Origin of the sequence: Streptococcus sp. 2100, assembly GCF_013276335.1 — a bacterium.
GTDB classification, from domain to species: domain Bacteria; phylum Bacillota; class Bacilli; order Lactobacillales; family Streptococcaceae; genus Streptococcus; species Streptococcus pseudopneumoniae.
In genome coordinates this window covers 1-13826 of record NZ_VMKV01000097.1, presented here as the reverse complement: position 1 = coordinate 13826, position 13826 = coordinate 1, and the positions used below count along the sequence as shown (strand labels likewise).

Genomic DNA, 13826 nt, shown 5'->3' with positions numbered 1-13826 from the left:
AGAATTCTAGTAGGCATACCAGTCGTTTCAAGATAAGGAATTTTAGAAGGTTTTTGAAAGTCATATTTCTTCATTTGACTTCCGCACTCAGGGCAAGATGGGGCGTCGTAGTCCAGTTTGGCGATGATTTCCTTGTGTGTATCCTTATTGATGATGTCTAGAATCTGGATATTAGGGTCTTTGATATCGAGTAGTTTTGTGATAAAATGTAATTGTTCCATATGATTCTTTCTAATGAGTTATTTTGTCGCTTTTCATTATAGATGATATGGGACTTTTTTTCTACACAAAATAGGCTCCATAATATCTATAGGGGATTTACCCACTACAAATATTATAGAGCCGAAATTATAAACCTTTTTTTGTTGGACTGATTTGAAAATCTTTGAAAGCGTACTGAAAGAATTTTCGAAAAATTTTAAAATATTCTGAAATATTCTTGACAGCTAATGAAAAAGGTGGTAAGATAGGAAACATCAAAAAAGAAAGCAGAAAAAGAAATGAATAAGAGACAAGCTGTAACGATGAATCAAAACTTTTACTTTAGCTACTTTAGATAGTGTTTGTAGACATGTCACCATGGATGCAAACAGTTCAAGCAATTTGTTTGTATCTATGTGGCTAAGATTTTTGATTGTGGTCCATATAGATGAATATCTAAATGGACTAGCTAAGTTGTAACTTGTTAGGTTATTTCAAGTACCCGTTTAGGTATTATCTAGGCGGTTTTTTGTTTTATACTCTTCGAAAATCTCTTCAAACCACGTCAGCTCTATCTGCAACCTCAAAATAGTGTTTTGAGCAACCTGTGGCTAGCTTCCTAGTTTGTTCTTTGATTTTCATTGAGTATAATTGAAATAGCACAAATAGGGACGGAAGACTGCTTCCTCCCTTTTATCAGAAAAGGAGAAACAGATGACACTTGATAAAGGAAAAGTAGCCTATCAAATCTATCCAAAATCTTACAAAGACACCACTGAAAACGGTATTGGGGATTTCCGTGGGATTATCGAAAAAATTCCCTATTTAGCCAAACTAGGTGTGGATATGGTCTGGCTCAATCCATTCTATCCAAGCCCTCAACGGGATAATGGTTACGATATTTCAGATTATATGGCAGTGGATCCTCTTTTTGGTGATATGGCTGATTTTGAGGAAATGGTGTGTGTCGGTAAAGAGCACAAGATTGACTTTATGCTGGACATGGTACTTAATCATTGTTCGACAGAGCATGAATGGTTTCAGAAAGCCCTAGCTGGTGATAAGTATTATGAAGACTTTTTCTTCATCCAAGACCAACCAACAGATTGGCAGTCTAAGTTTGGTGGTTCTGCATGGGCGCCTTTCGGGGATACTGGGAAATACTATCTTCACCTATTTGATGAGACCCAGGCTGACCTTAACTGGCGCAATCCCAATGTCCGTAAGGAGCTTTTCAAGGTTGTTAATTTCTGGCGCGACAAGGGTGTCAAAGGTTTTCGATTTGATGTGATCAATTTGATCGGTAAGGACGAGGTTTCAGTGGACTGTCCTGAAAATGAAGGGAAGCCAGCTTATACAGACAAACCCATCGTTCATAACTATTTGCGTATGATGAACCAAGCCACTTTTGGATCTGACGATAGCTTTATGACAGTTGGGGAAATGTCTTCTACCACCATGGACAACTGTGTCCTCTATTCGTCGCCTGATCGTCAGGAATTATCCATGACCTTTAATTTTCATCACCTCAAGGTGGACTATAAGGATGGACAAAAGTGGACCTTGGCTCCCTTTGATTTTGAAGAGTTGAAGAGTCTTTACCATAGTTGGGGTAAGGAAATGAGTGATAAAGACGGTTGGAGTGCCCTCTTTTGGAACAATCACGATCAACCACGTGCCTTGAACCGTTTTGTCGATATTCAAAACTTCCTCAAGGAAGGAGCCACTATGCTAGCAGCCAGCATTCACCTGTCACGTGGGACACCTTATATCTACATGGGTGAGGAAATCGGGATGATTGACCCAGACTATGATTCTATGGCTGATTACGTGGATGTCGAATCGCTTAATGCCTATCAGATGCTCCTAGAAGAAGGAAAGAGTCAGCAAGAAGCCTTCCAGATTATTCAAGCTAAGTCGCGTGATAATTCACGCATTCCCATGCAGTGGGATGCTTCGGAAAATGCAGGATTTTCAACAGGCACTCCTTGGTTGAAAGCTGGTAAATCCTATAAAGACATCAATGTAGAAAATGAAATCCAGGGTCCGATTTTTACCTTCTATCAAGACTTGATTCGACTGCGTAAGGAAATGCCAATCATTTCAGAAGGAAGTTACAAACCAGCCTTTGAAGATAGCAAACAAGTCTACGCTTTTGAACGCCAGTTTGAGGAACAAAAGTTACTAGTGCTCAATAACTTTTATGCTAAAGAAGTGGAAATCGACTTGCCAGCAGTCTACCAAAATGGACAGATTTTGATTTCAAACTATGAAGATGCAGAAGTGTCTGAGAAAATTCTACTAAAACCCTATCAAACACTGGCTATTTATGTAAATTAAACTTAGCAAGGAGACCTCTTTTTCAGAAAAGCAGGGTTCTTTTTGCTGTCTATTCCATCCTTGAAAGTGTAGAACAAACTGTCAATCGAAAGTGATTATGTCCCAAAAAAAATGGTGAGATTGAGGGCAATTATTTTGCTTTCATTTGACAAGAGGAACCCTTGAAGCAGTTTTGTCAGCTAAACCAAGGCTAATCTTAGCCTTGGCTTGTCAGCCTAACAGCATCAAGCCTCTTATCAAATGAAATAGAGGGCTAGCTATCAGCTAGTTAAAACATCTAATTTTTAGGAGGGCTGGGTGACTAACTTCATTATAGAACTTTCATTTAGTTAGCAAAAAGGCTTGTTGTCTATAATTGGCTGCATTAGTCTAGATTTTATTTATAGAAAATGTTATAATAGACTGTATTTAAAAAATTTTAAGGAGAAATGACAGAATGTCTGTATCATTTGAAAACAAAGAAACAAACCGTGGTGTCTTGACTTTCACTATCTCTCAAGACCAAATCAAACCAGAATTGGACCGTGTCTTCAAGTCAGTGAAGAAATCTCTTAATGTTCCAGGTTTCCGTAAAGGTCACCTTCCACGTCCTATCTTCGATAAAAAATTTGGTGAAGAATCACTTTACCAAGACGTTATGAACGCTCTTTTGCCAAACGCTTATGAAGCAGCTGTAAAAGAAGCTGGTCTTGAAGTGGTTGCCCAACCAAAAATTGACGTAACTTCAATGGAAAAAGGTCAAGACTGGGTTATCACTGCTGAAGTCGTTACAAAACCTGAAGTAAAATTGGGTGACTACAAAAACCTTGAAGTATCAGTTGATGTAGAAAAAGAAGTAACTGACGCTGATGTTGAAGAGCGTATCGAACGCGAACGCAACAACCTGGCTGAATTGGTTATCAAGGAAGCTGCTGCTGAAAACGGCGATACTGTTGTTATTGACTTTGTTGGTTCTATCGATGGTGTTGAATTTGATGGCGGAAAAGGTGAAAACTTCTCACTTGGACTTGGTTCAGGTCAATTCATCCCTGGTTTTGAAGACCAATTGGTAGGTCACTCAGCTGGCGAAACTGTTGATGTAGTTGTAACATTCCCAGAAGACTACCAAGCAGAAGACCTTGCAGGTAAAGAAGCTAAATTCGTAACAACTATCCACGAAGTAAAAGCTAAAGAAGTTCCAGCTCTTGATGATGAGCTTGCAAAAGACATCGACGAAGAAGTTGAAACACTTGCTGAATTGAAAGAAAAATACCGCAAGGAATTGGCTGCTGCTAAAGAAGAAGCTTACAAAGATGCAGTTGAAGGTGCAGCAATCGATAAAGCTGTAGAAAACGCTGAAATCGTAGAACTTCCAGAAGAAATGATTCACGAAGAAGTTCACCGCTCAGTAAACGAATTCCTTGGAAACTTGCAACGTCAAGGTATCAATCCTGACATGTACTTCCAAATCACTGGAACTACTCAAGAAGACCTTCACAACCAATACCAAGCAGAAGCTGAGTCACGTACTAAGACTAACCTTGTTATCGAAGCAGTTGCCAAAGCTGAAGGATTTGATGCTTCAGAAGAAGAAATCCAAAAAGAAATCGAGCAATTGGCTGCAGACTACAACATGGAAGTGGCACAAGTACAAAGCTTGCTTTCAGCTGATATGTTGAAACACGACATCACAATCAAAAAAGCTGTTGAATTGATTACAAGCACAGCAACAGTTAAATAATCTTAATAAACAAAAAACCCACCTGATTAGGTGGGTTTTCTTATGCACTATTTTCCAAAAATCTCTCTGAGGTCTGCGTCTGTAATCCCAATCATAGCTGGAATACTGGTCCAGTTTTCTTCGGTTAGGATGTAGGATTGTTCAGAGTTACTTGATGTGACTGTTTCAGAGACAACTGGTTGCTTTTCTTCAATATTCTCCAATAAATCACTGAAGCGTTCAATCAGATAGGTCTTTCGGGCAGTTCCGATGTGCTGGGTAGCATAATCAAAGGCCTGCAATTCACCTAGTAAGATAAGCTTGCTTTTGGCGCGTGTAATGGCTGTGTAGATGAGATTGCGCTCCAGCATACGCCTACTAGCACTGGTAATCGGTAGGATGACAACAGGGAACTCACTTCCCTGTGATTTATGGATGCTCATGGCATAGGCCAGGCGAATCTTGTACCATTCGTTACGTGGGTAAGAGACCTCATTGCCATCAAAATCAATGACAATCTCGTCTTGTTTCGACTCGGTGTATTTACCAGGGATCAGATCTATGATAGCTCCCAAATCTCCGTTAAAGACATTGATTTCAGCATCGTTGACCAAATGAATGACCTTGTCTCCCTTGCGATAGTGGCACTGGGGAGCTTCAAAACTAAGTTGGTCTTTTTGTGGTGGATTGAGCAGATCTTGCATGAGTTGGTTGATGGCATCAATCCCTGCCGTCCCTCGGTACATGGGGGCCAGAACCTGAATATCACGAGCAGGGATACCGCTTCTGAGAGCAGCGCCTAAGATTTTTTCAATCGTCGCTGGAATATGGCCACTAGCAATTTCAAAGTAGGAACGGTCAGCTTTTTTCTGGGTGAGATCGGCTGGCAAGATGCCCTGTCTAATCTGACTAGCTAGGGTGACGATGGTTGATTCTTCGCTTTGCCGGTAAATTTTTTCCAAGCGAGTCTGAGGAATCAAGGGAATATGAAGGAGGTCCGCTAGAACCTGTCCAGGACTGACAGAAGGTAGCTGATCACTGTCACCCACGATGAGGATTTTACTGTTAGAAGAGATGTTGGAGAAGAGTTGATTGGCCAGCCAAGTATCCACCATGGAAAATTCATCTACGATGATAAAGTCGGCATCCAGATAATCTTCCAGATGACTGGTATCATCGTCCCCTGTCATTCCTAAATGACGGTGTACGGTCGCGCTAGGCAAGCCTGTCAATTCATTCATGCGACGAGCAGCTCGTCCAGTTGGAGCAGCAAGAAGAATAGGTAGGTTGCTTTTTTTCCTGAGGTCAAGTCCTTCTAAAAGGGCGTAAACAGCGATAATCCCATTGATAACAGTTGTCTTACCAGTACCAGGTCCACCTGTCAGGATAAAGACCTTATTCTGGATAGCATCACAGATAGCTTGTTTTTGAATACTATCATACTCAATCTCCAGATCTTCTTCGACAGTAGCGATATGTTTTTGAATGGTTTCTAAATCTTGGCTCTTCTGTTTTCCTTTTTCAAGGATACGAATCAAGTGACTGCGGATACCTTCCTCAGCGAAAAAGAGGCTGTTGTCAAAGATCTTGGTATCAATCTGCTGAACCTTGTCTTCTTCGATCAGGTAGGAGAGCTCTTGGGCAACTTGGCTGGGGTCTAGTTCCACGGGACGGGAAGACTCAAGGAGAGTAAGGGTTTGTTCCAGCAAATCCCGTGCTTCAACATAGGTGTCCCCTGTTTCCATACAGGCCTGAAAAAGACTGTGAACTAGACCGGCGCGGAAGCGTTCAGGAGCCTGACTTTCGATGCCTAGTTCCTCAGCTAGTTGGTCAGCAATGGTAAAGCCCAAACCCTTGATATCCTCAACCAGCTGGTAGGGATAATTTTCAACCACATCAAGGGTTTCTTCCTTGTAAAAGTCTTGAATCTGAAAGGCTAGTTTGTTGGGAATGCCGTAGTTGGCTAGTTTGGACAAAACCATCTCCGTTCCGTAGTTGAGACGGAGAGTGGAGACGAAAGCCTCGCGATTTTTGGCAGAGAGCCCTGAGATGCCTTCTAGCTTTTCTGGGTGTTGCAGAATTTCGTCAATGGTATTGTCGCCATAGGTATCTACGATTTTCTGAGCTGTCTTGAGACCAATCCCCTTGAAATGGCTACTTGAAAAGTACTTGACCAAGCCCTTACTAGTTGGTTTTGCGCGATCATAACGACTGATTTGCAGTTGTTCTCCATACTTGGAGTGCTGGACAATTTGCCCCCAAAAAGTATAGTCTTCGCCCTCAATTACATCAGCCATGGTTCCTGTGACAATGATTTCAAAATCATCAAAATCCTCTGCGTCCGTATCGTCGATTTCTAGGAGGAGGATGCGATAAAAATTGCTGGGATTTTCAAAAATAATCCGTTCAATGGTTCCTGAAAAATAAACTTCCATAAAATTCCTTTGCATGAATAGGTGAGAGTTAATACTCTTCGAAAATCTCTTCAAACCACGTCAGCTCTATTTGCAACCTCAAAACACTGTTTTGAGCAGCCTGCGGCTAGCTTCCTAGTTTGCTCTTTGATTTTCATTGAGTATAACTTTGTTTCTATCTTAATCAAACTGGGTAGTGAATAATCATCTTCTCACGATAGAAGAAGAGGCTGAGATTGCTGATTCTCGGCCTCTTAGGTCTCTTAAAATGTTCCGATACGGGTGATTGGCCAGAAGCGGAATTTAGCTTCCCCTGTGATATCTTTTGCTTTGAAGGTACCTACGTGGCGGCTGTCGCTCGAAACCAAGCGGTCGTCTCCGAGGAGAAGGTATTCTCCTTCTGGAACTGTAAAGCTAAAGTTGGTGTTGTAGTTGACATCAACTGTGAAGGCTTGAGCTTTTTGAGCGATACTTCTAAAGAAAGTTCCTTTATTTCCTTCAAATCCCTTGCCTGAGTAGGTGCTTTGGAGTTTGTCATCCTTGAAGCGTTTGATATAGTTAGCTAGATAAGGTTCATCTGTCTCTTTGTCATTGATGTAAAGTTTATCATTTTCGTAACGGATGGTATCGCCAGGCATTCCGATGACGCGCTTGACGATGTCCTTATTGCCATCTTCCTCATGGGCCACCACGATATCAAAACGGTCAATAGGGAGGTGCTTAACGACAAAGAGAATTTCGCCATCCGCTAGGGTAGGATCCATGGAGTGTCCTTCTACGCGGACATTACTCCAAAAAAAGATACGACTTAAAGCTAGTAATGACAGAATCAGGAGGAATAATCCCCACTCTTTTAGGAAATTTTTAAATGAATTCATAACTTACCTTTCTAAGCGTTTTTTCGCTTTTTCAGTATTTTTAAAGTGCAATTTGGCGCAGAAGTTGAGTCCCTGCATACCATAGGCTTGTAAAATCTGGCTAGCTACCTTATCAGAAGCTGTTCCAGCTCCACTTGGAAGTTGATAACCCAGTTCTCGTCCTAGATTTTCTAGATTTTCCAGAAAGAGATCACGCGCAATGATAGAAGAAACTGCGACAGCCAAGTATTCGCCCTCAGCCTTTTCTTCTAAGCTGATAGGATTGCTGAAACGATTGGCCTCTTGTGCCAAGTACTTGTCATAATTTTTAGCACTGGTAAAGGCATCAATCACAATTTTCTCAGGTTGAACGCCTTTTTGAAGAAGGAGATAGATAGCCTGGTTATGGAGGGCAACCTTAACCGAAACAGCATTGTAGCGGTCTCCGATGACCTCGTTGTACTTGCTTGGTGAGAGAAGCAGTGCCTGGTGCTGGATTTTGTCCTTGAGGATAGGGGCAATCTGACGAATCTTTTGGTCGGTCAGAGTTTTAGAATCCCCCACACCGAGTTTTCGCAAGAAAGCATGCTGGTCAGGTGTGACAAAGGAAGCCACAACTGCAAGTCCACCAAAGTAGGAACCATTTCCAACCTCATCTGTCCCAATCAAAGGGAAATTTTGTCCCCTGTTTTCCTCTACCATTTGATAGCCAAAGAAACGAGCGTATTTCTCGGCTCCCTCACCCTGAAGCAAGACCTTTCCAGAAGTATAGATAGAAACCGTTGCTTGAGGTAGTCGCAAAAAGTAGCGAATATAGGGATTCTTGCTGGGAGCTAGACTGCTTTGATAGTGTTCAAGAAAAGCCTGAATCTTCTTTTCACTTGGTGTGAGTGTTATACTTGCCATAGTTTCTATTGTACCATAAAAGCAGGCAAATTTGTAAAAACTGACAAAATTAGCGAATTTTGGTATAATATCGTGAGGTGAATTTTATGGCAAATCTAAATCGATTCAAATTTACATTCGGGAAAAAATCATTAACCTTGACAAGCGAGCATGATAACCTTTTTATGGAGGAAATCGCCAAGGTTGCGACAGAAAAATACCAAGCAATTAAAGAACAAATGCCTAGTGCAGACGATGAAACCATCGCTCTTTTGTTGGCAGTCAACTGTTTATCAACTCAGCTCAGCCGTGAGATTGAATTTGACGATAAGGAGCAAGAGATAGAAGAACTCCGCCACAAGCTTGTGACTTGCAAGCAAGAACAGAGCAAGATTGAGGACTCCTTATGATTTCGCTCCTTCTTCTATTGGTCTTGGCTTGGGGATTTTATATCGGCTATCGGAGAGGCCTGCTCTTACAGGTTTATTACCTGATTTCAGCACTGGCATCTGCTTTTATGGCTGGTCAGTTTTACAAGGGGCTTGGCGAGCAGTTTCATTTGCTGCTCCCTTATGCAAATCCGCAGGAAGGTCAGGGAACTTTCTTTTTCCCATCGGATCAACTCTTTCAGTTGGATAAGGTCTTTTATGCAGGGATCGGCTTCTTGCTTGTATTTGGGATTGTCTATAGCATCGGTCGTTTGCTTGGTCTCCTCTTACACTTGATTCCTAGTAAAAAATTGGGTGGTAAGTTGTTCCAAGTTTCAGCAGGTATCTTGTCCATGTTGGTGACCTTATTTGTCTTGCAAGTGGCCTTGACCATCTTGGCGACCATCCCCATGGCAGCTATACAAAATCCTCTTGAAAAGAGTATCGTCGCAAAACACATCATCCAGAGCATACCAGTAACAACCAGTTGGCTCAAACAAATCTGGGTGACAAATTTAATCGGATAAAAAGGGCAGGAGTTTTCCTAGCCCTTTGTTTACAGATTTGACTCGAATCTATTAGAATGTAAAAAGCTATCACACCTAGACATTCAAAGATAAGGAAATAAAGATGAATAAGAAAATATTAGAAACATTAGAATTTAATAAGGTCAAGGCCTTGTTTGAGCCCCATTTGTTGACCGAGCAGGGCTTGGAGCAATTGAGACAGCTGGCTCCGACTGCTAAAGCAGATAAAATCAAACAGGCTTTTGCTGAGATGAAGGAGATGCAGGCTCTTTTCGTAGAGCAACCGCATTTTACTATTCTCGCAACTAAGGAAATTGCAGGAGTCTGCAAGCGGTTGGAGATGGGAGCAGACCTCAATATCGAGGAGTTCCTCCTCTTGAAGCGCGTGCTTCTTTCTAGCAGAGAACTGCAAAGTTTTTATGCCAATCTGGAAAATGTCAGTTTGGAAGAGTTAGCCCTTTGGTTTGAGAAATTACACGATTTTCCGCAATTACAAGGAAATCTCCAAGCCTTTAATGATGCAGGTTTCATTGAAAATTTTGCCAGTGAAGAATTGGCGCGCATCCGTCGAAAAATCCATGATAGCGAGAGTCAGGTACGCGATGTTTTACAAGACTTGCTCAAGCAAAAAGCGCAGATGTTGACGGAAGGAATCGTTGCCAGCAGAAATGGCCGTCAGGTTCTACCTGTCAAAAATACCTACCGCAATAAGATTGCAGGTGTCGTTCATGATATTTCTGCCAGCGGAAACACCGTCTATATCGAACCCCGTGAGGTGGTCAAACTGAGCGAAGAAATTGCCAGTTTGCGAGCAGATGAGCGCTATGAAATGCTTCGCATTCTCCAAGAAATTTCTGAGCGTGTTCGCCCTCATGCGGCTGAGATTGCTAATGACGCTTGGATTATCGGTCATCTGGACTTGATTCGTGCTAAGGTTCGCTTTATCCAAGAAAGGCAAGCAGTCGTTCCTCAGCTATCAGAAAATCAAGAAATTCAACTGCTCCATGTCTGCCATCCTTTGGTCAAAAATGCCGTTGCAAATGATGTCCATTTTGGACAAGATTTAACAGCTATTGTCATTACAGGTCCCAATACAGGTGGGAAGACCATCATGCTTAAAACTCTGGGCTTGACGCAGGTGATGGCTCAGTCTGGTTTGCCGATTTTAGCAGATAAGGGAAGTCGTGTTGGTATTTTTGAAGAAATCTTTGCCGATATTGGCGATGAGCAATCTATTGAGCAGAGCTTGTCTACCTTCTCTAGCCACATGACCAATATCGTGGATATTCTTGGCAAGGTCAATCAACATTCACTCTTACTCTTGGATGAGTTGGGGGCTGGTACAGATCCTCAAGAGGGAGCAGCCCTCGCCATGGCTATTCTGGAAGACCTTCGCCTGCGTCAAGTCAAGACAATGGCGACTACCCACTATCCGGAACTCAAGGCCTATGGTATTGAGACAGCCTTTGTTCAAAATGCCAGCATGGAGTTTGATACTGCAACTCTTCGCCCGACTTATCGCTTTATGCAGGGTGTTCCTGGCCGAAGCAATGCCTTCGAAATTGCCAAACGTCTAGGCCTATCTGAAGTTATCGTAGGGGATGCCAGTCAGCAGGTTGATCAGGACAATGATGTCAATCAGATTATTGAACAACTGGAAGAGCAGACGCTAGAGAGTCGCAAACGTTTGGACAATATCCGTGAGGTGGAGCAAGAAAATCTCAAGATGAATCGTGCTCTCAAAAAACTCTACAACGAGCTCAATCGTGAAAAGGAAACCGAGCTTAACAAGGCGCGTGAACAGGCTGCTGAGATTGTGGACATGGCCCTCAGTGAGAGTGACCAGATTCTCAAAAATCTCCACACTAAATCTCAACTCAAGCCCCACGAAATCATTGAAGCCAAGGCTAAGTTGAAAAAATTGGCCCCTGAAAAAGTAGATTTGTCTAAAAACAAGGTCCTTCAAAAGGCCAAGAAAAAACGAGCTCCAAAGGTGGGAGATGATATCGTAGTTCTCAGTTATGGACAGCGTGGTACCCTGACCAGTCAACTTAAGGATGGCCGTTGGGAAGCCCAAGTTGGCTTGATTAAGATGACCTTGGAAGAGAAAGAGTTTGACCTTGTTCAAGCCCAGCAAGAAAAGCAAGTCAAGAAGAAACAGGTCAATGTCGTGAAACGAACTTCTGGTCGTGGCCCACAAGCCAGACTGGACCTTCGAGGCAAACGTTATGAAGAGGCCATGAATGAGCTAGATGCCTTTATCGACCAAGCCTTGCTTAACAATATGGCTCAAGTTGATATCATCCATGGTATCGGAACAGGTGTCATCCGTGAAGGTGTCACTAAATACCTACAAAGAAACAAACATGTCAAGAGTTTCGGCTATGCCCCGCAAAATGCTGGAGGCAGTGGCGCGACTATTGTCACTTTTAAAGGATAGAAGTATTCTGAGCTTTATACAGTAAAAACTGTTGAATTAAGTTTTACTAATAAACACATTGACAAAAGCCAACATTTTTTGTAAAATAAGAATCAATTAAATACCAACACCGAATGAAGTTTAATAGAAGTGGGGAATCGTTTGATTTTCCATGACTGTAAATGGACGGAACTCTGGAGAGACCGTAAAGGCACCGAAGGGGCAAGGCAGGCAACTGCTCAAACTCTCAGGTAAAAGGACAGAGCTAGGATAGACCGCTTTTTAGCATTTATCTAAGCATTCCAGAGTACATGTATCTTGCATGTGCTCTTTCTTTTGGGGTTGAAAAGATAGGAGAAGGAAATGTTAGAATTGCTTAAATCAATCGATGCTTTTGCTTGGGGACCGCCCCTCTTGATTTTATTGGTCGGAACAGGGATTTACCTAACTATTCGGCTAGGACTCTTGCAGGTTTTGCGTCTGCCCAAGGCCTTTCAGCTTATTTTTATCCAGGATAAGGGACATGGTGATGTATCCAGTTTTGCAGCTCTGTGTACAGCCTTGGCATCAACCGTTGGAACAGGGAATATTATAGGAGTTGCGACGGCTATCAAGGTTGGTGGACCAGGAGCTCTCTTTTGGATGTGGATGGCGGCTTTCTTTGGAATGGCTACCAAGTATGCGGAAGGACTCTTGGCCATCAAATACCGCACCAAGGACGACCATGGTGCAGTAGCGGGAGGTCCCATGCACTATATCCTTCTAGGAATGGGAGAAAAGTGGCGACCACTTGCTGTTTTGTTTGCAGTAGCAGGAGTATTGGTTGCTCTCTTGGGAATCGGAACCTTCACCCAAGTCAACTCGATTACAGAATCTATCCAAAATACAACGGCTATTTCACCAGCCATCACAGCTCTCGTCTTGTCTGTCTTTGTAGCGATTGCTGTCTTTGGTGGACTCAAGTCCATTTCTAAGGTTTCAACTACTGTTGTTCCTTTTATGGCGATCATTTATATCTTAGGAACTCTTACAGTTATTTTCTTTAATATCGGGAAAATTCCTTCTACAATCGCTTTAATCTTGACATCGGCTTTTAGTCCCCTTGCTGCGGTAGGTGGATTTGCTGGTGCTAGCGTTCGGATGGCTATTCAAAATGGTGTGGCGCGTGGTGTGTTCTCAAATGAATCTGGTCTAGGTTCTGCTCCCATTGCAGCGGCTGCGGCTAAGACAAATGAACCAGTAGAGCAAGGTTTGATTTCTATGACAGGAACCTTTATTGATACTCTCATTATCTGTACTCTGACTGGTTTGACCATCTTGGTGACTGGTGTTTGGAGTGGTGACTTAAATGGGGTTGCCTTGACTCAGTCAGCCTTCTCAACAGTCTTTTCACACTTTGGGCCTGCCCTCTTGACCATCTTCCTTGTACTTTTTGCCTTCACAACGATTCTAGGTTGGAACTATTACGGAGAACGCTGTTTCGAGTTCCTCTTTGGTGTTCGTTTTATCTGGCTCTACCGTGTGGTCTTTGTGCTCATGGTCTTGTTGGGAGGATTTATCGAGTTGGATATGGTCTGGATTATCGCAGATATCGTCAACGCCTTGATGGTTCTGCCAAACTTGATTGCCCTCTTAGTCTTGTCGCCAGTCGTTATTGCTGAAACTAAAAAGTATTTTGACAAATAATGAAATCACACATGGCGTGTGATTTTTTTGCCTATAAATGATTTTTATCAAGCTGATATATAATATATATTATACAAATGATTGGAAGTGTGATAAACTAATACTCAATGAAAATCAAAGAGCAAACTAGGAAGCTAGCCGCAAGCTGCTCAAATCACTGTTTTGAGGTTGCAGATAAGACTGACGGAGTCAGCTCAAAGCACTGCTTTGAGGTGGGAGATAGAACTGATGAAGTCAGCTCAAAATACTGTTTTGAGGTTGCAGATGGATGCTAACCTGATTTGAAGAGATTTTCGAAAAAGATTAAATATACTCTACAATTTGCTCAATCAATTCTGGGTCGTCTAAACCTGTAACTTGTATAACAACA

Annotated in this window: 10 protein-coding genes and 1 riboswitch; of the genes, 6 read left to right on the top strand and 4 right to left on the bottom strand. The window is 42.3% G+C overall.

Annotation, left to right across the window (positions count from 1 at the left end):
* The coding region (locus tag HT669_RS10570; protein ID WP_172933704.1) for a transposase family protein at window positions 1-221 on the bottom strand (221 nt) is incomplete at its 3' end.
* A 694-nt stretch (window positions 222-915) separates the two neighbouring features.
* On the opposite strand from HT669_RS10570, the gene treC reads away from it, so the two are divergent.
* Complete coding sequence (gene treC / locus HT669_RS10565) at window positions 916-2541, top strand: alpha,alpha-phosphotrehalase (protein WP_101514804.1); 1626 nt, start codon at window positions 916-918, stop codon at window positions 2539-2541.
* A 436-nt stretch (window positions 2542-2977) separates the two neighbouring features.
* Window positions 2978-4261: a trigger factor gene (tig, locus tag HT669_RS10560; RefSeq protein WP_101514803.1), complete on the top strand. Its 1284-nt coding sequence runs from the start codon at window positions 2978-2980 to the stop codon at window positions 4259-4261.
* A gap of 47 nt (window positions 4262-4308) precedes the next feature.
* Here the strand turns inward: tig and HT669_RS10555 are convergent, their stop codons facing one another.
* The 3 genes from HT669_RS10555 to rnhC all read right to left on the bottom strand — a co-directional run bounded on the left by HT669_RS10555 (window position 4309) and on the right by rnhC (window position 8417).
* On the bottom strand, window positions 4309-6675 hold the full coding sequence (locus tag HT669_RS10555) for an ATP-dependent RecD-like DNA helicase (protein ID WP_172922136.1): 2367 nt from the start codon (window positions 6673-6675) through the stop codon (window positions 4309-4311).
* A 242-nt stretch (window positions 6676-6917) separates the two neighbouring features.
* Entirely contained in the window at window positions 6918-7532 is a 615-nt protein-coding gene (gene lepB / locus HT669_RS10550; protein WP_101514801.1) for a signal peptidase I, read from the bottom strand.
* A gap of 3 nt (window positions 7533-7535) precedes the next feature.
* A complete protein-coding gene (gene rnhC / locus HT669_RS10545; RefSeq protein ID WP_101514800.1) occupies window positions 7536-8417 on the bottom strand; it encodes a ribonuclease HIII in 882 nt (293 codons plus the stop codon).
* Between the two features lie 86 nt (window positions 8418-8503).
* Here rnhC and zapA point away from each other — a divergent pair, with 86 nt between their 5' ends.
* From zapA to HT669_RS10525, 4 genes are all read left to right on the top strand, one after another.
* Window positions 8504-8806, top strand: coding sequence for a cell division protein ZapA (gene zapA, locus HT669_RS10540; RefSeq protein ID WP_031222907.1), 303 nt, complete (start codon window positions 8504-8506; stop codon window positions 8804-8806).
* Window positions 8803-9351, top strand: a complete 549-nt coding sequence (locus HT669_RS10535) for a CvpA family protein (protein WP_101514799.1) — start codon at window positions 8803-8805, stop codon at window positions 9349-9351. Before zapA ends, HT669_RS10535 begins: the two co-directional genes overlap by 4 nt.
* A gap of 103 nt (window positions 9352-9454) precedes the next feature.
* Window positions 9455-11791, top strand: coding sequence for an endonuclease MutS2 (locus tag HT669_RS10530; RefSeq protein ID WP_138699426.1), 2337 nt, complete (start codon window positions 9455-9457; stop codon window positions 11789-11791).
* Window positions 11792-11954: 163 nt separating this feature from the next.
* Window positions 11955-12043, top strand: a riboswitch (glycine riboswitch).
* Window positions 12044-12133: 90 nt separating this feature from the next.
* Complete coding sequence (locus HT669_RS10525; RefSeq protein WP_000891475.1) at window positions 12134-13456, top strand: sodium:alanine symporter family protein; 1323 nt, start codon at window positions 12134-12136, stop codon at window positions 13454-13456.
* The last annotated feature ends 370 nt before the right edge of the window (window positions 13457-13826 follow it).